We start from the raw sequence: 25,756 nt of genomic DNA on the forward strand, positions 1-25,756 counted from the left end.
CATGGCTGACAAGGTTCGGTACCGCACCATCGACATCGTCACCCCGGTGATGATCGCCGTGGCATTCGGTGTCATCTTCATCGGACTGGGGGCGCTGTTCAACGCCCTGTCACCGCTGTGGCTGCTCTACAAGCCCACCGAAGGCCTCTTCATGGGGCTGTGGTTGCTCTCCGGTGCCGTCGCCGGGCTCATCGTGCGCAAACCCGGTGCGGCCCTGCTCGCCGAGCTGCTGGCAGCTGCCATCGAGATGTTGCTGGGGGGCCAGTGGGCCGCCATGACCTTGGTCTCCGGGGTGTTGCAGGGCCTCGGCATGGAGATCTCGCTGGCGGTGTGGCGCTACCGCAGGGGTGGCATGCGCGTCGCCGTCGTCGGCGGCATGATTGGTGCGCTCTTCGAGTCGGTCTTCGAACGACTCTACTACTACTCGATGTTCCGGCCCACCGACACCGTTTTCTACCTGATCTTCTGCCTCATTTCCGGGGCGGTCCTCGCTGGCGTCCTGGGCCAGCTCATCGTCAAGGGATTGGCCGGTGCCGGTGCACTCAACTCCTTCCCGGTCGGACGGGAACGGGCCCGCCTGCAGGCTTCCGACGCCAAATGACGACGGCTCCCGCCACCACGGGGATCACGGTTCGTGGTCTCACGGTGACCCCGCCGGGGGCTGTGAACCCCATCCTCGGGCCCATCGACCTCGACCTGCCAGCCGGTTCCCGGGTGCTGCTCGCCGGGCCGTCCGGGGCCGGCAAGACGACTCTGCTGCACGCCCTGGGCGGTCTGCTGGACGAAGAGAGCTACTGCCTTGACGGTTCGGTGGAGCGTGCTGGTGATGTCGTCGGGACGGTTGGTCTGCTCCAGCAGAACCCGGAGAACGCCGTCGTCGCCGAACGAGCCGGGCGGGACACCACCTTTGGCCCGGAGAACCTGCAGCAGCCCCGGGAACGGATGTGGCCGTTGGCCGCCGATCTGCACCACCGGGTGGGCCTGGAGACGGGGCTGGACCACAAGTCCCTGGAGATGTCCGGGGGTCAGATGCAACGGCTGGCTCTTGCCGGGGTGCTCGCCTGCGACCCCGGTCTCATGCTGCTCGACGAGCCGGTGTCCATGCTCGACCCACAGGCCAGCAGTCAGGTGCGCGACCTCGTTGCCGCCACGGTGGGTGAACGAAGTCTCGTCGTCGTCGACCATCATCCACGAACCTGGCGAGACGTGCTCGACACCGTCGTCGTGCTCACCGAACAGGGCACCGTGGATCGCATCGTCGGCATGGACGACTACCTTGCCGAGTACGTGACCCCGCAGCCACCCACCCGAACCACTGATCCTGGGCGCTCCGGGGCCACCGTGGTGCAGGCCATCGGGGTGGACGTGGCCCGCCCGGGGGTCAGGGCTGCAAGGCACAGGACCCCGGACAACCACCGTGCTGCCGGCACGCCGGCTGCGACGCCAGCTGAGGACGTGGCTCGCGACGACTGCCCGGGCCGCACCGATGTCGACGATCCTTCTCGTGACACCGTCCTGCTGCGGGACATCGATCTGGACGTGTGCGCCGGCACCATCACTGCGCTCGTGGGGCCGTCTGGAATCGGAAAGTCCACCTTGCTGCGAGTGCTCGCCGGGTTGGACGATCCGGCGGCCGGCCAGGTGCGCTGGTGTGAGCACGCCACCTCGGCGTCCGGGGGCCGTGCGACACCGACCCAGGATGGCCCTTCCCGTGCCCGGGGCAAACACCCCCTGCATCAGGGGAGGTGGGCCACCACTCCGGCTCCGGGGAGTGTGGCGTGGGTACCGCAGAATCCCGAGCACTACCTCGTCGCCACCACCGTCGCCGATGAGCTCGTGGCCTCCCCGTACGCCGCTCGTCACCCTCAAGATGATGACGCCCCCTGCGCTGCCGCCTCCCGTGCCCGGGTGCAGACGATCGTGGAAGGATCACCCCCGGCCGAACCATCCACGACACACCCCGCCCCAGCGCCAGGTGCGGGGCAATCGCCCCGCGCAGCGGCTGTGGAGGAATCGCCCCGCGCAGCGTCGCAGGGCAGGCCAGCCGATGACCCGTCCCTCGGTGAGGTGGAAGACGCGTCCGCCACCATTGACCCAGTTGTTCCGGAACCCGTCACACCTGCTGCTCTGAGACGGTTCGGTCTGACCGGGTTGGCACACTCACACCCCATGACGCTCTCGGGCGGGGAGAAGCGCCGCCTCGCCATTGCCGCCGCCCTCGCCCAGCAGCCCGACCTGCTCATCCTCGACGAGCCCACCGTGGGGCTCGACGCCGACCACGTCGAATCCGTCCTGGCAGCCGTCGCGCAGGCTGCCGAGCAGGGTGTTGCCGTCATCGTGTCCACCCACGATCCGCTGGTCGTCCAGCTTGCCGACGAGGTCGTCGACCTGACAGCGCACCGGCTGCCCGACCCCCCTGCCGCCTCCCAACGCGTCCCGTGGATGCAACGGCATCTCAATCCGCTCACCCTCATGGCCATCGGTGTGGCCGGCATCGTGGCGTCTGTCTGGGTGCACACGCCTCTCATCGGACTCATCGGACTTGTGCCGTCGGTCGTCCTGGGATTCCTGTGTGCCCGCAGTGGCAGGCAGGCGCTGGCACACACGCTCCCGGTGCTCTTTGCCGCCGTCATCCTCGTGTGGACGACCCTCATGCTCCATCACGGGTTCACCGATGCAGCTGTGCAGGCCGAGGCACTGCGTCAGGGAGGTCGCATCCTCGTGCTCGTCATGCCCGGTGCGATGGCCTCGTGCGCCCTGGATCCCACCCGGCTCGGCGACTCCTTGGGGCAGAACACGCACCTGCCGGACCGGCCAGTGGTGGCGTCGGTGGCCGGGATGATCCGGATGGGGCAGACGTCTCGCACCTGGGGCATCTCCCGTGACGTGCGCACCCTGCGTGGGCTCGGGCCGCGCGGGACGAGACGCCGTGCCACCCCCGGTGCGTACCTGCGCTACGCCGGGTCGATGACGATGGCGATGATCCTGGACTCCCTGCGCTCGGCCGAGGCGCTCAGTCGGGCCATGGACTCCCGGGGCTTCGCCACCGCCATCCACCGCACCTGGGCCGAGGAATCCCGGTTCGGCGCTGCTGACCTGTGGGGGGTCGTCGCCATCGCCGTGATCATCTGCTCGACGCTGGTCCCGGCCCTGCTGGGGTGACGCATGTACGTGCACGGGCCCTGCTGCTGGGCAGGCTGCTGATCCTCGGCGCATATCATTGACCCATGACGGCAACAGTGACACTTTCTCCCCGAGTGTCCCATCTGGCGGACGAGCTCGCTGCACGTCGCGGCACCACGAGGGACGCTGCGGTGGAGACAGCGTTGCAAGAGGCTCTGGATCGAGAGCCTGTGCGACCCGATCTCACAGCCGCCATCGCCGATCTGCGAGCCATGGTTGCCGATACGTCCGACCAATGGCTGACTGACGAGGGCCTCTACGATTCCGAGGGTCTTCCCCGATGATCGTTGACACCTCGGCAATTGTTGCTGTTCTCAGAGACGAGGATGATTCTGCTGAACTCGAGGCCAAGTTGAGATCTGCTACGTGCCTGAAGATTTCCGCGGCTACTGTGTTGGAACTCGCCTTCGTCATGAGGGCCTCAGGGCCTGGCACTGTGGATGCTGTTGTGCAGCAGCTCGGGCTGAGAGTCCTCGATGTCAATGACGAACATGTGAAATGGGCCCGAATCGGCATGGAGAAGTATGGGCGAGGATCTGGGTCACGGGCCAAATTGAACCTTGGCGATTGTTTCTCCTACGGGGCAGCCATGGCGGTGGGTGAACCTCTACTGTTCAAGGGCCATGACTTCGTTCACACCGATGTTCCGCAGGCTTGATCGCGAATGCGCCGGTGACCATGCGGCTCATCAGCCCAGCTCCTTGAGTGCTGGCAGGTGACGGATGGATCTGCTCGTCGTAAGGACGGCGATGCCTGCTGCTCCGAGCGCGGTGACGCCGATGCCCAATGCCCGTGACGCGTGGTGATCCACAGCCAGGGCTGGTGCGGTGAACCACCGCCGATAGTTACGGTTGGCAGGAGGACTGGGATCCACGCCGCCCCCGTTCACGGTCGGATCTTGTGTCATGCAGGCGCATCATGAGTGTTGCGGCGGGCAGAATGTACGGCGCTGGTGCACGGAATTGCCGAAATCTCGTCAGGTTCTGTGCCCATGCCGGCACAAGCTCCTTACACTTGGACGTCACCGTGCACACCGGAGTGGAGACGACCAACTCCACCGGGGCCGATCTGAGGGAGGACTGACGATGGACATCGCAGTAGTTGGGTCGAACATGGTCGACCTCATCAGCTACATCGATCGTATGCCCACCGAGGGGGAGACCGTCGAGGCTCCGGACTTCCGACTGGGATGTGGCGGCAAGGGAGCCAACCAAGCCGTGGCCGCCTCCCGACTGGGCTCCGACGTCCTCATGGTGACGCGAGTGGGCAACGACATGTTCGCCGACAACACCATTCGCAATCTCGAGGACAATGGCATCGACACGACATACGTCATGCGTACCGAGGCGACGTCCGGGGTGGCGCCGATCTTCGTCGATCCCCAGTCGCGCAACTCGATCATCATCGTCAAGGGTGCCAACGCCAAGCTCTGCGCCGACGACATCGCTGCGGCACGGCAGGCCATCGCGGGATGCAAGCTCATCATCACGCAGCTGGAGATTCCGCTGGAGACGGTCTACACCACGGTGGACCTGGCGGGGGAACTGGGTATCCCCGTGCTGCTGAACCCAGCTCCAGCCGATCCGAGGATGTCGCTGGACAGGGTCAGGGGTGTCGAGTTCATCGTCCCCAACGAGAGCGAGCTGTCGTTGATCTCCGGGATGCCCGTCGACACCCGTGCCGACATCGTCAACGCCGCCCACGTGCTGCTGGATGCCGGCATCCCCCATGTCATCGTCACCCTGGGGGCCAAGGGGGCGTTGTGGGTCAGTGCCGCAGGGCAACGGCTCATTCCTGCGCAGACCGTGGAAGCGGTGGACACCACCGGTGCCGGGGATGCCTTCATCGGTTGCTTCAGTCACATGTGGACCACGACCGGTGACGTCGAGGAGTCCATCCGGGCTGCCAACCAGTATGCCGCCGAGTCGGTGACCAGACGTGGTACGCAGACGTCCTACGCCTGGGGCCACGGTCGGGAATCGCGGGGTGCCAGATAATCGCTGTGTGAATGTCACGGGGCCGTCATACCAGGAATTTCCCGGTATGACGGCACTGATTTTATGATATTGAGTATCAGTTCTCGCGCGGGGTCACGATGTGGACGCCGTGGAGCTCGAGGGTGTCGGGCTTGGAGCACAGCAGGTCGGAGCCGAACTTCATGGTGATGTCGGTGGTGGCGTCAATTCCGTGCGGCAGGCCGCCAATGGTGAGGTCGGCGGAACCGGTCTCACCGGGGGCGATGGCGTGATTGCCATTGAGCTTGGTGTTCAGCTTGAAGGTGAAGGTCACCGGCTGGGAGTTGCGGAAGTTGGCGATCGTCCACTGCAGCTTCGAGATGGACTGGTCACCGGTGTTCTTGAAGGTGACGTGAAGCACCTTGTCGGAGTCGGTGAGGACGACGGTGGAGCCGCTCTGCACCGGCTTGCCGGCATGGTTGACGGTGGCGTCGACGTGCACACCGGACTTCTGGTCCGGGGCGGAGTACTGGCAGGAGGCCATCGTGGCGTGGCTCGGCGTGACAGGGGCAGCGCTGGCAAGTGGCGCAGCGGTGAGGGCGGCGCTCGTTCCAAGGGCCAGGGCACCAGTCAGGGCACCGAGGGTCTTGAGATTCTTCGTGATCCTCATGAGTTCATCCTTCCGGCACGACCTGCTGAATGACGAGTAGGTCACATGCCTCAAATGCTAGGAATTACAAGTATGTTGTGCTGGTAGCACGGATCATGAGTGTACACGAGTTGGCGGAGTGATAGTGCTGTGTTTCCGAGAAAGGAGTGGACGCAGGGTGTAGCAGGTATGTTTCGTCCTTCATGGCGCATTGTGCGCCACCTGCTCATCGCTTGACACAGGAGCAGCGGGAGGACAGTTCTCAGCCCTTCGACACGAACCGGTAGCCCATGCCGGACTCGGTGAGCAGGTGGCGCGGACTCCGGGGATCCGGTTCGAGTTTCTTGCGCAGCTGGGAGAGGTAGAGCCGCAGGTACCCGGTGTCGGTGACGTGCTCGGACCCCCACACCTGGGTGAGCATGGTCTGACGGGTCACCAGACGTCCCTCGTTGCGCACCAGCAACTCCAGCACCTTCCACTCGGTGGGGGTGAGCCGCACCGGTCTGCCGTCGCGCAGCACACTGTGGGCGGCCAGGTCGACGGTGACGTCACCGAAGTCCACGACCAGGCCGGGATCCTCGGGTTGGGGAACTCGTCGGCCGAGGGCACGAATCCGGGCGAGCAGCTCGTCAATGGCGAATGGCTTGGTGACGTAGTCGTCGGCACCAGCGTCCAGAGCCGCGACGATGTCGTTGGACCCGCTGCGACCCGACACGACGAGGATCGGGGCCTGGGACCAACCGCGTATCGCCTCGATGACCTTGATGCCGTCCAACCTGGGCATGCCCAGGTCCAGCAGGTAGAGGTCGGGGTGACGGTCGACGGCGAGGCTCAGGGCCTCGGCGCCGTCACGAGCCAGCAGCACCTCGTAGCCGCGAGCGGCCAAGGTGATGCGCAGCGCCCGTAGGATCTGCGGGTCGTCGTCAGCGATGAGGATTCTCATCACCCCTCCTCGTCATCGGTGTCGGCGTTCCGGGTGTCCGGCAGCGAGATCACCATCGTGAGCCCACCACCAGGGGTGGACTCGGGTTCGAGCGTGCCACCCATCCCCTCGATGAATCCCTTGGACAGGGCCAACCCCAGTCCCAAACCGGTTGTCGTGTCGGTGTCGCCCAAACGCTGGAAGGGTACGAAGATCTCCTCGCGGCGCTCCGGGGCCACCCCACGACCATGATCGACGATCCGGATCTCGACCCGGTTGGCGAAGCACGAGGTCGTCACCCGCACTCGGCGGTGATCGGGCTCGTAGCGCATGGCGTTGGACAGCACGTTGACCACGGCCCGTTGCAGCAGCACCGGGTCGGCGCAGGCCTCCGGAACCGTCTGGTCCAGGTCGAGCTCCACCTCCCCCGGGCCCACGTGCAGCTCGTCCAGACAGGTCAGGACGACGTCAGCGGTGTCCACCGCCGTCGTCATGACGGCGAGCACGCCCGACTGCAGGCGTGACACGTCGAGCAGATCGCGCACCAGCACCGACAACGTTCCCAGGGCCTCATCGGCGGTTCGCAGCAGTTCCCCACGATCCGCAGCGCTCAGGTGTGCGCCCTGGCTGCGCAACCCGCCCACTGCTGCCGAGGCAGCGGCCAGTGGACGACGCAGGTCGTGGCCAGCCGCAGTGAGCAGGGCGGTACGCACCTTGTCGGTGGCCGTGAGCGGCTCGAGCTCGCGAGCGGTGGCCTCCAGGTCCCGGTGCTCCAGGACACTCTCGATCTGGCTGGCAATGGCAGACATGAGCCGCAGGGCTGGAGCATCCAGGTCACCGTACAGGTTCAGGACCCCGTGATCGCCCACCGGCACGGTGGTGGGGGCGCCAATCATGACCCCGCACTTCTCGACGATCTCATCGGCGACGACCAGACCCATCCCGTCCAGTCCCAGGGTGGCGCAGCTGCGTTCCAACACCGCCGAGATGGCGTCCTGGCCCTGCAACATCGACTTGGCGATGGTCTGCAGCAGCTCAGACTCCGCCGAAGCCCGTCGGGCCACCCGGGCCCGGCGGGCGGCCCGGTCCACCACCATCGACACCCCCACTGCCGTGACGATGTAGAGCAGCAACGACATCAGGTGCTGGGGCTGGCCCACCGACACGGTGAGCCGTGGGTCGATGAAGAAGAAGTCCAGGGCCAGACCGGACGCCATAGCAGCCGTCACCGCAGGCCAGAAACCGCCGATGATGGCGATGACCACCGTGAGCAGTACGTAGGACAGCACGACGACGGCGAGCATCTCGGGGCCGCGGGCCGCTGCCAGCCCCCACGTGAGCAACGGGCCGGTCGCCACCAGGGTCGCGAAGCCGACGACGCGTCGGCGCACCGACACCGCTCCTGCCGACAGGTTGGGCAGTGTGAACCTGGCGGCAGCGGCATGGTTGACGATGTGGACATCGATGTCACCGGACTCGCGGATGATGATGCTGCCGATCCCCGGCCCGGACAGCATCTTGGCTAGCCAGCCGCGCCGAGTGGCACCGATGACCAGCTGGGTGGCGTTGACCGAGTGCGCGAAGTCGATGAGGGTGGCCGGGATGTCGCTGCCAACCAGCTGGTGGAAGGTTCCGCCGAGGGTCGTGACGAGTTGACGTTGTCGGATGAGTTCGGTGGGACGGGGGGAGCGCAGCCCGTCCTCATTGGAGACGAAGACGGCGATGAGTTCCCCACCTGAGGATCTGGCGGCAATGCGTGCACCGCGGCGCAGCAGTGTCTCGCCCTCCGGCCCGCCGGTGAGCGCGACGACGACTCGTTCCCTGGCCTCCCAACGCCCCTCGATACCGTGCTCCTCTCGGTACAGCTTGAGGGCCTGGTCGACGTCGTCGGCCATCCACAGCAGCGCCAGCTCACGCAGGGCGGTGAGATTGCCCAGCCGAAAATAGTTCGACAGGGCAGCGTTGATCCGCTCCGAGGGGTAGACGTCACCCGAGGAGAGTCGGTCGCGCAGGGCCTGGGGCGCGAGATCCACGACCTCCACCTGGTCGGCGTGGCGCAGCACGGTGTCGGGGATCGTCTCGCGTTGGACGATCCCGGTGATCTGTTCGACGACGTCGTTGAGCGACTCGATGTGTTGGATGTTCACCGTCGAGATGACGTCGATCCCGGCGTCGAGCAGATCCTCGACGTCCTGCCAACGCTTGGGGTGATCGGAGCCCGGGGCGTCGGTGTGGGCCAGCTCGTCGACCAGGGCCACCTCGGGGTGACGCCTCAGGAGGGCCCGGACGTCCATCTCGTCGAGCTCGACCCCGCGGTGGTCCACCTGCCGACGCGGTACCTGGGGCAGGCCCTCGGCCATCCGGGCGGTCATGGTGCGCCCGTGGGTCTCCAACAGTCCGATGACGACGTCCACGCCATTGTCCTGCAGCCTCTTGCCCTCCTCGAGCATGGCACAGGTTTTGCCGACCCCGGGGGCGGCCCCGAGCAACACCCGGAGTCGCCCACGATTGCCCATGTCAGCCCTTTCGTCGGTCGAGGGCCGCGTTGAGTTCGAGCACATTGACCCTCGGCTCACCCAGGAAGCCGAACTGGCGCTCGCTGGTGTGATCGTTGACAAGCGTACGCACATCATCGGAATCCATGTGCCGGGCACGGGCGACCCGATCGATCTGGATGTCGGCGTAGGCCACACTGATGTGGGGATCCAGGCCGGAGCTGGAGGCCGTCAGGGCGTCGGCGGGAACCTTGGACTCGGCGACCCCGTTGAAGGACGCCACTCGAGCCCTGCGCTCGCGCACCTGCCTGACGAGTTCGGGGTGTTCAGGGCCCATGTTGGACGCCCCGGAGGCACCACCGTCGTAACCGTCGTCACCGGCTGCCGAGGGACGGGACTGGAAGTACTGGGGCAGTGGCCTGCCCCTGCCATCGGTGAAGTTCTGCCCGATGAGTGAGGAACCGACGACTCGTCCGCCCGACTCCAGCATCGAGCCGTTGGCCTTGTCGTGGAAGACCAGCTGTCCCAGACCCGTCATGACGAATGTGTGGAGCACACCGACGACGAGGGTGAGTACCAGGATGGCCTTGAGGCCGACCCACAGATTGCGCAATGTGGTGTTCACGGTGATCTCCTGCCACTTCAGAATCCGGGGATGAGCCGGACCAACAGATCGATGAGCCAGATGCCGACGAACGGGACGATGATGCCGCCGACACCGTAGATGGTGAGATTTCGCCGCAACGCCTGGGCGGCGGACACGGCACGGTACCTGACCCCCTTGAGGGCCAAGGGCACCAGGGCAATGATGACGAGCGCGTTGAAGATCACCGCCGACAGCACCGCCGAGGAGGACGAGTGCAGACCCATGACATTGAGCTTGGACAATCCCGGATGGATACCCATGAACATGGCCGGGATGATGGCGAAGTACTTGGCGATGTCGTTGGCGATCGAGAAGGTCGTCAATGCGCCGCGGGTGATGAGCACCTGTTTTCCGATGGCGACGATGTCGATGAGCTTGGTCGGATCGGAGTCGAGGTCGACCATGTTGCCGGCCTCCTTGGCTGCCGAGGTGCCGGTGTTCATGGCGACGCCGACGTCGGCCTGTGCCAGGGCGGGGGCGTCATTGGTGCCGTCACCGGTCATGGCGACCAATCGTCCACCCTCCTGCTCGGCCTTGATGTAGGCGAGCTTGTCCTCGGGGGTGGCCTCGGCGATGAAGTCGTCGACGCCGGCCTCCTTGGCGATGGCGGCGGCGGTCAGGGCATTGTCACCGGTGACCATGACGGTGCGGATACCCATGCGACGCAGCTCCTCGAAGCGCTCGGTGAGGCCTTCCTTGACGATGTCCTTGAGGTGGACGATGCCGAGGGCCCCACCACGTCCGCCGGGTCGACGCACGGCGACCACCAGAGGGGTTCCACCACTGTTGGAGACGGCCTGCACGCGAGTGTCCAGCTCGGTGGACAGCTGGGTGTCCAGCGGCTCGCCATTGACCTCCTCCAGCCAGGCGAGCACCGCCGAGGCAGCACCCTTGCGGATGTTCGTGCCGTCGGGAAGGTCCAGACCAGACATGCGGGTCTGGGCGGTGAAGGGCACGACGGCCCCGCCCACCTCACCGTCGGCGAATCCTTGTTTTCGGGCCAGGGCGACGATGGAGGTGCCCTCCGGGGTCGGGTCGGCCAAGGAGGACTGGGCTGCGGCGTCGCGCAGTTCGGCGGCGTCGACCCCGGGCATGGTGACGAATTCGCTGGCTCGACGGTTGCCGTGGGTGATGGTGCCGGTCTTGTCGAGCAGCAGGGTGGTGACGTCACCGGCGGCCTCCACGGCACGCCCGGACATCGCCAGCACGTTGTGCTGTACCAGACGATCCATACCCGCGATGCCGATGGCCGACAGCAGGGCACCGATCGTCGTCGGGATGAGGCAGACGAGCAGGGAGACGAGCATCGGGATGCCCACCAATCCGGCGTCGTAGGAGGCGATCGGGTTGAGGGCGAGGGCGACGATGACGAAGACGATCGACAGACTCGCCAGCAGGATGTTGAGGGCGATCTCGTTGGGGGTCTTCTGGCGTGCCGAACCCTCCACCAGGGCGATCATGCGGTCGACGAAGGTCTGGCCGGGTTTGGAGGTGATGCGCACGACGATGCGGTCGGACAGCACCCGGGTGCCGCCGGTGACGGCCGAACGGTCGCCGCCGGACTCGCGCACCACTGGGGCCGACTCACCGGTGATGGCCGACTCGTCGACCGAGGCGATACCAGCGATGACATCTCCGTCACCGGGGATCGTCTGACCGGCGACGACCACGACGACGTCCGACAGGGCGAGGTCGCCTGAGGAGACCTCCGTCGTCGCGGCCTCGAGGGCGGCCGGGTCGTTGCTCGCATCGTAGTTGATGACGCGGTGGGCGACGGTGGTGGTGCGGGTCCTGCGCAGGGTCTCGGCCTGGGCCTTGCCACGTCCCTCGGCCACCGATTCGGCAAGATTGGCGAAGATCACCGTCAACCACAGCCATCCGGCGACGATCCACACGAAGGAGCCGGGGACCGGTGTCCCACTGGAGGTCTGCGGGTCCCCCATGACGATCTCGATGATCGCCAGGATCGTCGTGAGGACGGCACCGACCCACACCAGGGCCATGACCGGGTTGTGGAACTGATCACGAGGATTGAGCTTGCGCAGCGCACCGGGCAGGGCCTGACACAGCTGAGCAGCGTTCCAGGCGCCGGTGACGGGCCTTTTCGAGATCTCGCCCTCCTTGCTCTGCTCGGGCGAGCTCGTCACATCGACAGTTGACATCACAGGAGTCCTTCCGCGAGCGGTCCGAGGGACAGGACCGGGAAGAAGACGAGGGCGGTGACCAGGACCGCGGTGAACACGACCAGGCCGACGAAGAGGTTGGAGTGGGTGGGCAGGGTCCCGGCGGTGGCGGGAGCCCTGCCCTGCCGGGCCAGGGAGCCGGCCAGGGCCAGGACCAGGATGATCGGGATGAAACGTCCGAGAGCCATGACGACGCCGATGGCCGAGGCCATCCAGGGAGTGTCGGCGATGAGCCCGGCGAAGGCCGAACCGTTGTTGTTGGCCCCCGAGGTGAAGGCGTAGATGAGCTCGGTGAGCCCGTGCGAGCCGGGGTTGGAGATCGAGGAGCCCAGCACCGAGTTGCGCGCCCCGGGGATCGTGAGACTCAGCGCCACTCCGCCGATGATGAGCACCGGCATGACGAGTATGTACAGCGAGGCGATCTTCATCTGCGCCGGGCCGATCTTCTTGCCGAGGTACTCCGGGGTGCGCCCGACCAACAGTCCGGCGATGAACACCGCGATGACGGCGATGACGAGCATTCCGTACAGTCCGGTGCCCACACCGCCAGGGCTCACCTCGCCGAGCATCATGGTGAGCAGCGGCACCATGCCACCCAGGGCGGTGTAGGAGTCGTGCATCGAGTTGACGGCACCGGTGGAGGTGCTGGTCGTCGCGTTGGCGAAGAACACCGACTGCACCAGACCGAACCGCTGCTCCTTGCCCTCCATGGCCGATCCGGCCAGTCGCGACGCGGTGCCCGAACCGGTGAACTCGAAGGCGGCCGTGGCAGCCAGGGTGAGGAGGAACAGGGTGGCCATGGCCTTGAGGATCGCCATGCCTTGACGTCTGTCGCCGACCATCGTGCCGAAGGTGCGCGGCAACGAGAAGGGGATGACGAGGATGAGGAAGGTCTCGAAGAAGCTCGTCCAGGCCTGGGGGTTCTCGAAGGGGTGGGAGGAGTTGGCGTTGTAGAAGCCACCCCCGTTGGTGCCGAGCTCCTTGATGGCCTCCTGGGAGGCCACGGGCCCGCCGGGGATGGTCTGGACGTGGCCGGCCAGGGTGGTGACCGTCCTGAACCCCTCGAGGTTCTGCACGACTCCACCGGCCATGAGCACGATGGCGCCGATGGCTGCGCCCGGCAGCAGGACGCGCCCGGTGATGCGCACCAGGTCCACCCAGAAGTTGCCGATGGTGGCGCAGTGGCGGCGAGCCAGTCCGCGTACCAGGGCCACGGCAACGGCGATACCGGTGGCGGCCGAGACGAGGTTCTGCACCACGAGTCCGGCGAACTGCACGGTGTAGCCCAAGGTGGTCTCGGGCGAGTAGGCCTGCCAGTTGGTGTTGGTGACGAAGGAGATGGCCGTGTTGAAGGCCACCTGCGGGGCGACCGGGCCGTCTCCCAGGGAGAAGGGCAGCCACTGCTGGATGCGTTGCAGCAGGTAGAGGAGGAGCACACCCATGAGGCTGAACGCCAGCACGGAACGGGCGTAGGCCGACCAGCTCTGTTCCTTGCTGGAGTCCACACCGATGATGCGGTGCATCCAGCTCTCCACCTTGGTGTCCCTGTCGCTTTCCAGGGTGGTGGCGATGTAGTCACCCAGCGGCTTGTGCGCCAGGCCCAACATGACGGCCATGACAACGGTCGTCATGAGAAGGCAGATCCAGTTCATCAGAATTTCTCCGGATGGATGAGGGCGTGCAGCAGGAAGAGGACTGCGACGACCCCCAGAACTGCGGCGATGGCATTCATGACGTCAATGGGGCTCATGACAGGGATCTCGCCCCCTTCACGGCGAGATCGCACAGGACGAACAGCGCGATGGCTCCAAGTACGTAGGCGACGTCAAGCACGTGGGACTCCGTTCGGACGACCGGCTGCGCCGGGGGTACCAGCTTGGTACCCGTCTCGATGCAACTCCCTGGCCCGACCTTGTGTCGCCCTTGCACACGGAATCCATACGGGTGGCTGCGACCCCTCCGGCTCGCCCCGTTCGGCCAGTGACGCTATTTCTCGCCGTGAAAGTGGTTCTGGTGCCAGCGGTGTCGGCTCACACTCTGCTCACGGATCACCGACGTCGCTGTCCATCATCGAAGCTGAACCGCCTCGCCCGTGCCCGGCGGGCCGACTCCATGGTGGAGAGCAGTCTGCCGTCCATCTGTGTGGCTCCGCCGGCAGACTGCAGTAGGGGATTGGTCAGCTGCAGAGCGCGGAAAGCTGCTCAGCTCCAACGGGCTCGTCAGTTTGGGCGGGGATCACCGCCCAGCGCGTGGCGATGGTCGAAACGAGCTCCAACTGTTGTTGCTCAGAGCGGGCCCGAACGGCAAGTAGCGGACTGGTGGGACTGGCCGCGGCGAGAGAGTTGTTCATCACCCACGCCCACGGTCGAATGTTGGCGCGTTCGAGATCCGCGGCGAGAGCTCGTGCCTCGGTGACCGGCGTGGTCTCCGGAAGGGTGACGACCACGATCTTGGTGTGGTCTGGGTCCTGCAGCTGGGTGAGGGGAGTCGTGACGTGCTCGTGCTGCGTCTCATCGAGGTGTCGGGTGATGTCGCGATGATAGGCACCGGTGGCGTCCATGAGCAGCAGAGTGTGTCCGGTGGGGGCAGTGTCCATGACGACGAACTGGTCGTGTGCCTTGTCCACAGTGCGGCTGAACTGTTGGAAGACGGCGATCTCCTCGGTGCAGGGACTCATCAGGTCCTCGGCAAGGGCAGCGCGTCCGGCATCGCTGAGCTTCGTGCCCTTGGAAGCCATGACACGGTCTCGGTACTCCTGGGTGGCCTGTGCGGGATCGATGGCGCTGACTTCGAGTCCGGGGACATCGCTGCCGAGCGTTGTCGTCAAGTGGGCGGCGGGATCGGTGGTGGTGAGCAGGACCTTCTTGCCGCGCTGCACCAGTGCGATGGCAATCGCCGCAGCGACAGTGGTCTTGCCGACTCCACCCTTGCCCATCGCCATGACCAGGCCGTGGTCCTTCTGGGCTAGTTCGTCGACCAGGCAGGTGAGTCGGGGTGGAATTGCATCGGGGGCGCCAGTCGGACTCGCAGCGGCATCGTCAGTCGGAGTCTCGGCTCCTTGGTTGAACAACGTCGTGAGGGCTTCCGGGCCAATCATGTTGGTCGCCTTGAGCTCGATCGTGTCTCGCGGAAGCGCAGCCAGCGTCGGTGACATGCCATCGACGGCAGCCTGCTCGCGGGCATGGATGGTGCGCGAGAAGTCATCGGTTGCAGCAGCGGATGGCAACTGGCCATTGACCACCAGGTTGGTGGCGTGTATGTCCAGTTCGGCCAACTCGTCCAGGGTACGGGCCACTTCGCTGAGCGTCGACTGCTGGGCTCGGGCGACCAGGACCAGTCGTGTCTGCGCCGTGTCGGTCAGGGTCTGGATTGCGGCCCGATAGGTGGCGCGGTTCTTCTCCAGTCCGCTCATCGGCCCCAGGCATGAGACATCACCTTTGCCAGCGTCGAGATAACTGGTCCAACTACCTGGCAGCTGCAGCAGACGAATGGTGTGGCCTGTTGGTGCGGTGTCGAAGATGATGTGATCGTAGTCACGAGTCGTCTCAGGATCGGCCAGGAGGTCAGTGAACTCGTTGAACGATGCAATCTCGGTGGTGCACGAGCCAGACAGCTGTTCGGTGATCTCCTTGATCTCCTTGGCCGGTAAAATGGCGCGAACTGGGTCGAGGATCTTGTTTCGGTATTCCTCTGCCGCCTCATCGGGGTTGATTTCCAAGGCGGCCAGTCCCGGCACCTGTTCGATGGGGGTGACTCGGTTGCCGATCGTTGCCCCGAAGACCTGGGCGACATTGCTTGCCGGATCGGTGCTGACCAGCAGAACTCGCTTGCCTTGTCGGGCCAGGTGGACAGCTGTGGCACATGCGATGCTTGTCTTGCCCACACCGCCCTTGCCAGTGAAGAAGAAGTGCCGTGGGGCCTCAGCAAGGAATTTCATCATCACAATCTCCCGTGGACATCGACGAGATCAGCAGCAGCCGGATTCGGTGGAGGGTGCATTGGTGGAGTCACAGCATCCGCCGACGGCAGGAACAGGCAGTATGGCTTGTGAGCCACAGCAGGACGAGGGGGTTGCCGTGTCCGAGGAGCAGCATTCCGTACGTGAAGTGTCAGTCAGACCTGCATAGCGCTCGAGTTCCTCCAGTCGGGGATGACGTCCTGTCAGGACCGTCACATCGTCGACCAGCGTCAGTGGAAGGCCTTCCGACCCAGCGGTCCTCAGGAAATTGACCACCACAGGGTTGTGGGCGAACTGGCTCGGCTCACTGGCCAAGTTGGCTCGTTCGATGTCCACACCGCGTGTCTTGAGTTCACTGACAGCGGCTGTGAAATCCACCAGTTCCTGGTCAAGCTGCGGCCCACACACTCCCGTGTTGCAACACAGTGCGGGCTCGAATACGCGAATGACTGGCATGATGAGAACCTCCGCGAGAAAGGAATCCGACACCCAACGTATTGACAGGTGTCTATATGGGTGAGAGTAGCAAAATATAGATGACTGTCAATATGTGAGGTATCATCCACCCATGACCATGCCAATTGAGTCGCAGTCGGAGGCGGGGGGCTGCCTACCTGGCGGATCCACGATCTCACCCCGGCACGCTGAGCAGGTGGCACTCGTGGCCAAGGCACTGTCGGATCCGGTGCGGCTGCGAATCTTCCACCACATCGCAGCGAGCCGGTGTTCGAGTGTGTGCGCATGCAATCTGTCCGAGGTCTTCGGCGTGACGCAACCCACTCTGTCGCATCATCTGAAGAAGCTTGTGGAAGCTGGTCTGGTGAACCGTGAAATGCGTGGACGCTGGGCACACTTCACCCTTCGACCTGAGGGGATTCAGCCCCTCACGAACCTCTTGGGAGGCCTCCGGTGACAAGTGCCGATCGCCGTCAGCGGTGTTCGTGCATGTGAAGAGCGTTGGCAGGAGCTGGACGGCTCCAGCACCCCTGCGTCATCCGTCTGATCGATGGAAGGTGATGAAGCCGACTGCTCCCGGCTCTCGAGATCAACACTCGTCCCTCCGGGCTCCAGAACGGCAACAAGGCCCGAATCGGGACCATCGAGAGTGGCGAGGATTCGGGCCTTGTGGTTGTGGAGCATAGGGGGTTCGAACCCCTGACCTATTGCTTGCAAAGCAATCGCGCTACCAACTGCGCCAATGCCCCAATGGACCTCGACATTCTATGCCACAACGACGCAGATGCGAAATGGGGCTGCTGGATCGCCTGCAGGGGTGACGCTCCAGCGGGTGGCCTCCGGTGACGGCTCAGCCTGCCAGGTCGAGCAGACGGTCGGGCGAGATCACCTCGACCTCGAAACCAGCCTCGCGCAGCTGCGGGGCGAGAACACTCGCCTGGCCGCTGATGCCGATCTGCCAGGCCGTGACGTCCAGCAGTTGCTGCCAGGCCTCGTTGGCCGAGTCATGGCCCACCCGTGCCAGGAGGGTGAAGTGCTCGTCGATCCAGCTGCTGTCCAGCCCGGCCAGGTGGAGCACGGCGAGCTGGGCGGAGACCGCCTCCGCGGTGTCGTACTGCAGGGGAGCCACCCCGACCAGATGGTCACGGGCCTGGTCCACCTCGGTGCGGCCCAGCGGGTCACCGGCGGCGTCGAGGATCTGCATCGTCGTCACGAGGGCCTCGGCGGCCACCTCGGTACGAAATGCCCCGCTCACCGCGGCAATGGCACCACACTTCATCGGCCGCACCGACATGCCGACCCCGTACGACCAACCCTTCTCCTCACGCAACACCGAGTTCAGACGCGAGGAGAACGTACCGCCCAGGGCAGCTGCGGCCACCTTGAGCGCAGGCCACAGCCGGTGGTCACGTCCGGGGGTGCCCAGCTGGAGGCGTACGTCGGCCTGCACGGCGTCCGGACGATCGACGAGCAGCACTCGGCGTGCTGCGGCGGTGGTGGTGAGCTCACGCGTCGACTCGGCCCGTGGGGTGCCGGTCCACTGCTCCAACACGTCCAGATCCACCTCGTCGGCATGGTCACCGGCCACCACGAGCACACCACGGCCGGGTCGCCACATCTGGTTCCAGAACTCACGCACCCGCTCGGCGTCGATGGTGGCCAAGGTGCTCATCGACCCGGCTGAGGCTCGGGACAGTCTGCTGGAGCATGGCCACAGCAGACGGTTGGCAGCCAGTTGGGCCAGGGACGGGCCACTGTGGGCGGTGCGGGCCAGTTGGGCCACCGACGCGTCCACCTGACGGCCCACGTCAACGGGGTCCAGTGCGGTGCTGATGAGCAGCTCGGCGAAGAGCTCCATGCCCGTCGGGAGCTGCTCACCCGGCACGTCCAGGCTCAGCATGGTTGACGTCTGCATCGCACTGCCGCCGTAGCTGGCGGCAATCTGCTCCATCTGCTCGGCGAACTCGTGGCCGGGATGGGGCGCCGTGCCCTCGTCGGCGGTGCGCACCGTGACGGCCCCGATCCCCTCCAGATCGGTGGGCTCGCTGGCCAACGGCACGTCCAGGGCGAGCTGGACGCTCATGACCTCCTGGCCGGGAAGTGGCACGGTGAGCACCGTGAGACCATTGCCGAGCTCCCGACGCTCGACGTGGGGAAAGGTCCACGCCGATCCCGTCGTCACCGTCGGACGCGGCCGCAGCGGTGCCTGCTGTACCTGTGGAGCAGGATCCTTCGGAGATGTCTGGCTCGGCGGTGTGGCATGACTCATCGGGCGTCCTCCTCGTCATCGTTGGCTCCATCGGTCACCGAATCGGTCTGCTCGGCGGTGTGGATGACCATCGAAGCCTGGCTCGGATCCAGCAACTCGGCTGCCTCGCCCACCTGTTCGCACGTCATGGCGGCCATCAGGTCGAACTCGTCGTGGCACTGGCGTGCGTCGCCCAGGATCTGGTGTGCGGCGTTGAGTACGTCCGCCCGGGTATCGGCGGTGGCCCAACTCTCCAACCAGTCTCGCTGCGCCTGGGCCCGGCAGCGAGCCATCTCCTGCGGCGTCGGGGGCTGGGCGGCCAACTCGGTGAGCAGCGGGTCGAGCTCGCGGCGGAACCGCTCCACGCTCACCCCCGGTTTCAGATGCGCCGCCACGATCGCCGTCGAGCGCTGTCGGGACAGCCCCAGGCTGTTCGCCGAGACACCGTCCACCAGACCCAACTCCCGGTCCAACCGGCGCACCAGCCGGGACGACATGCCCCCGGCCAACACCGACAGGGCCATGTCGCAGGCCACCGCCGTGGGATCGGCCGTGTGGGTGGGGCCAGTCGGGCAGGTGTGATCGGACATCGGGGTCGTGTCGGCTGCCGGGCTGGCAACGGGTGGCACCGGCCAGGTGAGCACCACCGAGGTGCGCGGTACGTCACGCACGATCGTCCGGTTGCGTCGCGCACTGTCCAGATGGATCCCGCCCCGGCGATGCTGCGGAGCCGGTGCCCCGGTGTCACTCACCGGGGCGAAGTATCGTTCGGCGAGTCGCAACGCCTCCTCGGCGTCGACACAGCCACTGATCACCAGGGAGGCATTGGACGGGCGGTACCACCGGTCGTGGAAGGCGACGACGTCGTCCAGGCTGGCGGCGTCCAGATCATGCTCCGATCCGATGGGGGAGTGGCCGTAGGGCTCGTCGGCGTCATACTGGCTTGCCAACACGGCGTCGAGCAGGTCGCCGTAGGGGCTGTTGTCGTAGCGCTGCCGCTTCTCCTCCTTGACGACGTCACGCTGGGTGGTGAGGCTCTCCTCGGTGACGGCCAGGTGCGCCATGCGCTCGGCCTCCAGCCACAGACCCAGCTCCAGCGCTCCGGGTGGCACCAGCTCGAAGTAGTTCGTCCGATCGAAGCTCGTCGTGGCATTGGCCGACCCGCCGACCGCCTCGATCGTTGCCAGATGTTCACCTGAGGCGATGCCACTGGTGGTGCCGGAGAACATGAGGTGCTCGAAGAGGTGGGCGAAACCGTCGCGTCCAGGTTGTTCGTCGGCGGATCCGACGTTGTACCACAGGTTGATCGCCACTGCGGGCAGGGTGAGATCCGAGTCGACGATGACGTCCAGGCCATTGTCCAGGGTGGTGGTGACGAGTGCGTCCAGATTCGGCATGACACCGAGCATAGGTGCTGATCCGGGTGCGATGGGGGCTGGCGGAGTGCTGGATGCCCAGGGAGGGCTGGTTCGTGCAGCGCCGAGTTGCTTGGCACGACGCCGTACTCTGGGGGCCATGCAGACGCGCCGACTTGAAGTTTCCCATGCTCTGCAGCGTCGCCGTGCCCTGGAGCAGTTGTGGAGCCCCCAGGTGGACCTCAACGCCCCCACCCAGTGCGACGCGGACCCCATGCTGGTACGTGCAGCCTTGCACCACGGGGAACCCCGTGAGGAACCATGCCCAGTGTGCGAGTCGCCCCAGTTGGTACTTTTGCGGTATACATTTGGTTCTCAGCTCGGACAATTCTCCGGACGTATTCGTACGGTTGCCGAGCTGGAGGAAATGGAACACGAATTCGGGGAGTTTCGGGTCTACGAGGTCGAGGTGTGCCCCGACTGTGGGTGGAACCACGTCCTGACCCACTACGTCCTGGGTGACGGCAGGCGACGCCGGCCGCCTCGTCACCAACCCACCGTGGAGGATATCTATGGCTGAACGATCCCGCGCACGACGTGGCTCGAGACGTGGTTCGACCAGGTCGGGACGCGCGAGGACGTCGCGCTCGTCGACTCGTGGCAGGCGGCGTCGCAGTCCACTACGACGAGTGCTGCGGGGACTGCTCATCCTCATTCTCGTCATGGTCATGGCCATCGTCGCGGCCGGGGCGGTGTTCTACCATCGCACCGAGCTGCCCGACCCCAACAAGGGGTTCTCGTCGAACACGTCGTTCATCTACTACAACGACTCGGCATCGAAGATCGGTAGTTTCTCGGTGCAGAATCGTCAGTCGATCACCTACGACGAGATGCCCCAGAACCTCAGGGACGCAGTCGTCTCGGCCGAGAACCGCACCTTCTGGAGCGACCCCGGGATCTCGGTGAAAGGTATGTCTCGAGCTGCGTTCAGCGTGCTCAGGGGTGGCGATGTCCAGGGCGGATCGACGATCACCCAGCAGTACATCAAGGTGCTCTACCTGTCCCAGGAACGCACCATGCAGCGCAAGCTCAAGGAACTCGTCCTGGCCGACAAGATGGGCCGCAAGGTGCCCAAGGAGGACATCCTCGCCGGCTACCTCAACACCATCTACTTCGGGCGCGGCGCCTATGGCGTCCAGGCGGCGGCCAAGGCATACTTCAACATCGATGCCAAGGATCTCGACCTGAGGCAGGCCGCGGTGCTCGCCGCCGTGCTCAACAATCCCACCCTCTTCGATCCCAGCGATGGACCGGCGGCACGGGAGCGTCTGCTCGGACGCTACCGCTACGTCCTGGACGGCATGCTCGAGATGGGCAGGATCAGCCAGAACGATCACGACGCTGCCTCGCACGCATTGCCCGATTTCCCCGACGTGCCCGTCAACAACCGTTGGCAGGGAACCAAGGGATACCTCCTCAAGCTCGTCCAGGACGAACTCGTCGCCCAGGGGTTCACCGAGTCCCAGATCGCTGGCGGCGGTCTCAAGGTCACCACCACCTTGGACCCCAAGGTGCAGCAGGCGGCCGTTGACGCCGGGCAGAGGTACAAGAGGATCGCCGGCAACAATGCTGGTGACGACGGGCCGGCGAGACTGCACCCCGCCATCGCCTCGGTCGATGCCAGGACCGGCGGTGTCCTGGGAATCTACGGCGGCGACGACTACGTCAGGAACTCCCGCAACTGGGCGACGACCGCCCGTCCGGGAGCCTCCAGCATCAAGACCTACGCCGTCATTGCCGCGTTGCGCAATGGTTTCAGCCTGCAGTCCGCCCTGGGGGGCAACACCTTCACCCCCAAGGGCGATTCGAAACCGGTGCGCAATGAGTTCCACCACGAGTACGGCACGGTGAGCTTGCAGACGGCGACCGAGAAGTCCATCAACACTGCCTTCGTCGACGTCGTCTCACGCATGAAGAATGGCCCTGCCCAGGTGATCAAGGCCGCCAACGACGCTGGGGTGCCCAAGGGAGACGGATGGGACCTCAACAACCGTATCGCCCTGGGTACCGCCGAGGTGAGTCCGCTGGACCAGGCTGCCGGATACGCCACCCTTGCCAATGACGGGGTGCGTATGCCCACCCACTTTGTCGCCAAGGTCGTCGGGCCGCAGGGCAACACCCTGTATGAGAACAAGACCAAGGGCGCCCAGGCCATCGAGCCAGACATTGCCCGCGACACCACCCATGCGTTGCGTTCCGTGGTCGAGCAGGGCACCGGTGCGGCAGTGTCCCGACTCGGTTACCAGGTGGCTGGCAAGACCGGCACCAACGGCGTCGGCGACAAGATCACCTCCGCCTGGTTCGTGGCCTACACCAAGCAGATCTCCACTGCCGTCATGTTCGTCGCGGGTGACGGCGGTACCGACGACCTCGACCCGTTCCATGCCCCGGACAACCCGACTTTCTTCGGTGGCACGTACCCGGCACGCACCTGGGCGGCCGTCATGGAGGTGGCCATGAAGGGCGAGGAGCATGAGAGGTTCGCCGGCAGGCAGGGCGTGAACCTGTGGGGCAAGCACCACGGCGAGGACATCGACGACCACATCGTCCCCGCCACGCCGCACCCCCGATCCACTGCCGGTACCACCACGCCGACTCCCCGGAAACACGAGAATGGCCAGCACGAGAGCACGCCTCCGACACACTCGCCCATCGCGAGCCCGACGGTGCAACCCACGCGCACGTCGGCACCCGACACCCCGGTACGGCCCAGCAGACCGAGCCGCCCCTCGGTGCGGCCACGACCGAACAGACCGACAATCAGACCCATCAGACCCACGCATCAGCCAGTGAGACCGACGCCGCGCCCAGTGGGACCGACGCCGCGCCCAGTGGGACCGACGACACAGCCGCACGAGGTTGGTCCCGACGATCTCAAGGAAGGCTAGTCTGCTCTCGTGACCCAGCCCCAAGACAGCACCAGTACCGGTGACCACTCCGTCGCTCCTGCGTGGCATCGCTCCCTGCCCTCCCGGTGGGGACTGGACACCTGGCTCGGAGGCCCGGTGGGACGCCATGCCCATCCGCGAGGTGAATTCTTCGACCCGGCCCGGTGGGCGATCGGTGCGGCGATCCTCACCTGGGTACTGACGATCCTGCGCCACCAACCCTGTGCACACACCGGTGCCAGTGGTCAGTTCAACCGGTATCAGCGGCTGTGCTACTCCGACATCCCGGTGATCTTCACCTCCTCGGGGATGGGTAGGGGCGGCGCGTTGCTGGCAGAGCGATCCGTGCGCCAGTCCCCGATCACCGTGGCCATCATGGCCGTCAATCGTTGGCTCGTGGGCCACCTTGGCTGGGTGGTGGGGCCGACCGCCACCGATCAGCAGGTCACCCAGGCCGCCAATGCCTACTGGGCCCTGTCAAGTGTGCTGTTGTTCCTCGGTCTCCTTGCGACGGTCGTGGGTGTCATGCTGCTCGGACGCAGCAGCGACATCCCATCGCCCCGACCGGCCACCAGCGCAACGACACCCACCGCTGCTGTGGTCACCGAGGTCGCAGCACGGACTCGTCGACGTAGCTGGGACGTGTTCCTCGTCGCCTGCAGCCCGCTGGTTCTCGCAGCCGGCATGGTCGACTTCACCCTGGTGCCGGTGGGGTTCATGACCCTCTCGTTGCTCGCCTGGGCCACCAGACGTCCGATGCTCGCCGGTCTGCTGGCCGGGTTGGCGGTCTCCGGCAGCCTGCAGACCGCCGTGGTCGTCCTCGCCGTCATCGTCCTGTGCCTGCGTGCGGGCAAGCTCGCGTCGCTGGGGCGGTACCTGGGGCCAACCGCGGGCGTCCTGGTCATCTGCCACGGTGTTGCCGCTGCGCTCTCCCCGGCCACTTGGGAGGCCACCCTGGCCGCGACCTTCGGGCCTCAGGTGGGCCTGGGCAGCCTGTGGTTCATTTTCCAGGACGCCACCAAGGACTCCATCGCGCACGTCGGCGTGCTGAGCAGCGTCCTTGCTGCCGCAGGCCTGCTGTGGCTCACCTGGTTCGTCTGGCGGCTTCCGCGTCGGCCCCGAGTGGCCCAGGTGGCCCTCGTCGCCCTCGTCATCATCTTCGTGGCCTACAAGTCGTACTCGCCGCAGTACTCGCTGCTCCTGGTGCCCCTGGCCGCCCTGGCCTGCCCCGACTGGCGCAACTGGGGGGTGCTCATGACCGGCGAGGTGTTCTACCAGTTCGTCGTGTGGGGACACCTGGCCGGCGCCACCAAACCTGCCGGATCCACCGTGGACGCCGTCTACTGGGGGGCGATCATCGTGCGTGTCGCTGCCCAGGTGTGGTTCGCCTGGACGGTCGTCGACGAGATGCGTCGCCCGTGGAACGACTCCGTACGGGCGGGCTACGGTGATGATCCCACCGGGGGAGTGCTTGATCACGCCCCGGACGCACCGGTCATCGGTGCACTGAGCACCGCCGAGGCATCGTCCACCACCCTCGAGAGGAGCACGGTGAGCCCAACCGTCAAGCCCGTCACCCCGGCCGACGATCCAGTCCTGGCGCGTCGAACGTGGATCGGTACCCGCATCCTGCTCGGGCTCACCCTCGTCCTCGTCATGGCCGCCAAGGACCTGAGCTTCGTCCAGGCCACGGGGAACTGGGACGTCAAGCACTTCGTCAACATCGCCCGGCACGGTTATGCCGATCCGCTGGAGATGGCGTTCTTCCCGGGTCTGCCCGCCATCATGCACGCTGGTTCCTGGATCGGTCTGCCCCCGGAGATCACCGGGGTGGTCGTCGCCCTGGTCTGCTCGGGGCTGGCAGCAGCAGCCCTGTATCGTATCGGCGGTGCGGTTCCGGCGATGCTCTGGCTCATAGCGCCCACTGCGGCATTCACCACCATCGGTTACACCGAGGCACCCTTCGTGGCGGCGGCCTTCTGGGCGTGGGAGCGGGCCCGCTCGAACCGGTGGTGGCAGGCGGCGGCCCTGGCAGCCGTGGCATGCACCATGCGGGTCTCGGGTCTGTTCCTCGTCGGTGCGCTCGCCGTCATGGCAGTCGTCGGTGACGGGGAGAAGCCGGCACGACGGCGCGGGTCGAAGCGTCGCATCGACGTCGAGCAGGTGTGCTCGCGATTGGCGACCCTCATCATCCCCGCCGCCGTGCTCGTGTGCTACGTCATCTTCCTGCATGAACTCACCGGCTCGTGGACAGCTTGGCACCAGGCCCAGGAGAAGGGCTGGGGACGCGGATTCACCACCCCGTTGCAGACCCTGCACAACACTCTGCCCGCCACACACACCGACATGTGGCGTGGGGTGTACCACGAGGGAGCCGCCAGGGTGGCCATGATCTTCCGCTTCGAGCTCGTCTCGGTCGCCATTGGCCTGGTGACGACGATCTACTGCCTGCTCAGGCGCAGGTGGGCCTCCGCCGCATGGGTGGGCATCCAGATCATCGCCTTCTCCATCGGACACTGGTACATGAGCGTTAACCGGGCCGTTCTGCTGTGGTTCCCCACGGCGATCATGTTGGCCGAGGCAGCTGCCGTGCCATCCAAGGCCAACGCTCTGGTGAAGCTGTGGCGGGGGGTCGTCATGGTCCTCGTCGTGGTTGACCTCGGCGTCATGTGTTGGTGGGGATGGCTGCTGTACACGGGGGCGTGGGCGAGTTGAGCAGAAAGACCGCGGGCTCCCGCTCCGGCAGGCCGCATCGCCC

Annotated in this window: 21 protein-coding genes and 1 tRNA gene; 9 read left to right on the forward strand and 13 right to left on the reverse strand. The window is 65.8% G+C overall.

What is annotated here, in order from left to right; translation table 11 throughout:
- Window position 1 precedes the first annotated feature (1 nt).
- From ACP8JZ_RS00350 to ACP8JZ_RS00365, 4 genes are all read left to right on the forward strand, one after another.
- On the forward strand, window positions 2–601 hold the full coding sequence (locus ACP8JZ_RS00350; RefSeq protein ID WP_484482486.1) for an ECF transporter S component: 600 nt from the start codon (window positions 2–4) through the stop codon (window positions 599–601).
- Window positions 598–3,162 (forward strand): ATP-binding cassette domain-containing protein, encoded by a 2,565-nt coding sequence (locus ACP8JZ_RS00355; RefSeq protein ID WP_484482487.1) that lies wholly within the window; start codon window positions 598–600, stop codon window positions 3,160–3,162. Before ACP8JZ_RS00350 ends, ACP8JZ_RS00355 begins: the two co-directional genes overlap by 4 nt.
- A gap of 65 nt (window positions 3,163–3,227) precedes the next feature.
- Entirely contained in the window at window positions 3,228–3,467 is a 240-nt protein-coding gene (locus tag ACP8JZ_RS00360) for a type II toxin-antitoxin system VapB family antitoxin (protein WP_306517443.1), read from the forward strand.
- The gene (locus ACP8JZ_RS00365) at window positions 3,464–3,841 is read left to right on the forward strand and encodes a type II toxin-antitoxin system VapC family toxin (RefSeq protein ID WP_323458410.1); all 378 of its coding nucleotides are present in this window, start codon (window positions 3,464–3,466) and stop codon (window positions 3,839–3,841) included. The genes ACP8JZ_RS00360 and ACP8JZ_RS00365 overlap by 4 nt, the downstream gene beginning before the upstream one ends.
- 30 nt (window positions 3,842–3,871) lie before the next feature.
- Here ACP8JZ_RS00365 and ACP8JZ_RS00370 read toward each other — a convergent pair whose 3' ends face one another.
- On the reverse strand, window positions 3,872–4,090 hold the full coding sequence (locus ACP8JZ_RS00370) for a hypothetical protein (RefSeq protein ID WP_306517445.1): 219 nt from the start codon (window positions 4,088–4,090) through the stop codon (window positions 3,872–3,874).
- Window positions 4,091–4,268: 178 nt separating this feature from the next.
- Here ACP8JZ_RS00370 and rbsK point away from each other — a divergent pair, with 178 nt between their 5' ends.
- Window positions 4,269–5,180, forward strand: coding sequence for a ribokinase (gene rbsK / locus ACP8JZ_RS00375; RefSeq protein WP_306517446.1), 912 nt, complete (start codon window positions 4,269–4,271; stop codon window positions 5,178–5,180).
- A 76-nt stretch (window positions 5,181–5,256) separates the two neighbouring features.
- On the opposite strand, the gene ACP8JZ_RS00380 is transcribed toward rbsK, so the two are convergent.
- From ACP8JZ_RS00380 to arsD, 9 genes are all read right to left on the reverse strand, one after another.
- A complete protein-coding gene (locus ACP8JZ_RS00380; RefSeq protein WP_023034716.1) occupies window positions 5,257–5,808 on the reverse strand; it encodes a hypothetical protein in 552 nt (183 codons plus the stop codon).
- A gap of 241 nt (window positions 5,809–6,049) precedes the next feature.
- A complete protein-coding gene (locus ACP8JZ_RS00385; protein WP_306517447.1) occupies window positions 6,050–6,730 on the reverse strand; it encodes a response regulator in 681 nt (226 codons plus the stop codon).
- Window positions 6,730–9,225, reverse strand: coding sequence for a sensor histidine kinase (locus ACP8JZ_RS00390; protein ID WP_484482488.1), 2,496 nt, complete (start codon window positions 9,223–9,225; stop codon window positions 6,730–6,732). The genes ACP8JZ_RS00385 and ACP8JZ_RS00390 overlap by 1 nt, the downstream gene beginning before the upstream one ends.
- 1 nt (window position 9,226) lies before the next feature.
- Window positions 9,227–9,835: a potassium-transporting ATPase subunit KdpC gene (gene kdpC, locus ACP8JZ_RS00395; protein ID WP_323458412.1), complete on the reverse strand. Its 609-nt coding sequence runs from the start codon at window positions 9,833–9,835 to the stop codon at window positions 9,227–9,229.
- A gap of 11 nt (window positions 9,836–9,846) precedes the next feature.
- Window positions 9,847–11,997: a potassium-transporting ATPase subunit KdpB gene (gene kdpB, locus ACP8JZ_RS00400; RefSeq protein WP_484482768.1), complete on the reverse strand. Its 2,151-nt coding sequence runs from the start codon at window positions 11,995–11,997 to the stop codon at window positions 9,847–9,849.
- A gap of 14 nt (window positions 11,998–12,011) precedes the next feature.
- Entirely contained in the window at window positions 12,012–13,685 is a 1,674-nt protein-coding gene (gene kdpA, locus ACP8JZ_RS00405; RefSeq protein ID WP_484482489.1) for a potassium-transporting ATPase subunit KdpA, read from the reverse strand.
- Window positions 13,685–13,783: a potassium-transporting ATPase subunit F gene (locus ACP8JZ_RS00410; protein ID WP_023034722.1), complete on the reverse strand. Its 99-nt coding sequence runs from the start codon at window positions 13,781–13,783 to the stop codon at window positions 13,685–13,687. The genes kdpA and ACP8JZ_RS00410 overlap by 1 nt, the downstream gene beginning before the upstream one ends.
- Before the next feature lie 426 nt (window positions 13,784–14,209).
- Window positions 14,210–15,973, reverse strand: a complete 1,764-nt coding sequence (arsA, locus tag ACP8JZ_RS00415; protein ID WP_484482490.1) for an arsenical pump-driving ATPase — start codon at window positions 15,971–15,973, stop codon at window positions 14,210–14,212.
- Window positions 15,974–16,000: 27 nt separating this feature from the next.
- The gene (arsD, locus tag ACP8JZ_RS00420; RefSeq protein WP_484482491.1) at window positions 16,001–16,447 is read right to left on the reverse strand and encodes an arsenite efflux transporter metallochaperone ArsD; all 447 of its coding nucleotides are present in this window, start codon (window positions 16,445–16,447) and stop codon (window positions 16,001–16,003) included.
- 118 nt (window positions 16,448–16,565) lie between these two features.
- Between arsD and ACP8JZ_RS00425 the strand changes: the two genes are divergently transcribed.
- A complete protein-coding gene (locus ACP8JZ_RS00425) occupies window positions 16,566–16,904 on the forward strand; it encodes an ArsR/SmtB family transcription factor (protein ID WP_316326890.1) in 339 nt (112 codons plus the stop codon).
- A 219-nt stretch (window positions 16,905–17,123) separates the two neighbouring features.
- On the opposite strand, the gene ACP8JZ_RS00430 is transcribed toward ACP8JZ_RS00425, so the two are convergent.
- The 3 genes from ACP8JZ_RS00430 to ACP8JZ_RS00440 form a co-directional block, all read right to left on the reverse strand.
- A tRNA-Ala gene (locus ACP8JZ_RS00430) sits at window positions 17,124–17,196 on the reverse strand.
- Window positions 17,197–17,297: 101 nt separating this feature from the next.
- Window positions 17,298–18,716, reverse strand: coding sequence for a M16 family metallopeptidase (locus ACP8JZ_RS00435; protein ID WP_484482492.1), 1,419 nt, complete (start codon window positions 18,714–18,716; stop codon window positions 17,298–17,300).
- Window positions 18,713–20,104: a M16 family metallopeptidase gene (locus ACP8JZ_RS00440; RefSeq protein WP_484482493.1), complete on the reverse strand. Its 1,392-nt coding sequence runs from the start codon at window positions 20,102–20,104 to the stop codon at window positions 18,713–18,715. The genes ACP8JZ_RS00435 and ACP8JZ_RS00440 overlap by 4 nt, the downstream gene beginning before the upstream one ends.
- A 106-nt stretch (window positions 20,105–20,210) precedes the next feature.
- Here ACP8JZ_RS00440 and ACP8JZ_RS00445 point away from each other — a divergent pair, with 106 nt between their 5' ends.
- The 3 genes from ACP8JZ_RS00445 to ACP8JZ_RS00455 all read left to right on the forward strand — a co-directional run bounded on the left by ACP8JZ_RS00445 (window position 20,211) and on the right by ACP8JZ_RS00455 (window position 25,713).
- Window positions 20,211–20,630 carry a DUF5318 family protein gene (locus ACP8JZ_RS00445; protein ID WP_036902920.1) on the forward strand — a complete coding sequence of 140 codons (420 nt, stop codon included), beginning with the start codon at window positions 20,211–20,213 and terminating at the stop codon, window positions 20,628–20,630.
- Window positions 20,623–22,998 carry a transglycosylase domain-containing protein gene (locus ACP8JZ_RS00450; RefSeq protein WP_484482494.1) on the forward strand — a complete coding sequence of 792 codons (2,376 nt, stop codon included), beginning with the start codon at window positions 20,623–20,625 and terminating at the stop codon, window positions 22,996–22,998. The genes ACP8JZ_RS00445 and ACP8JZ_RS00450 overlap by 8 nt, the downstream gene beginning before the upstream one ends.
- Before the next feature lie 1,656 nt (window positions 22,999–24,654).
- Window positions 24,655–25,713, forward strand: a complete 1,059-nt coding sequence (locus ACP8JZ_RS00455; RefSeq protein WP_484482769.1) for a glycosyltransferase family protein — start codon at window positions 24,655–24,657, stop codon at window positions 25,711–25,713.
- Window positions 25,714–25,756 lie beyond the last annotated feature (43 nt).

Source organism: Cutibacterium sp. LaCa_286 (assembly GCF_057198075.1).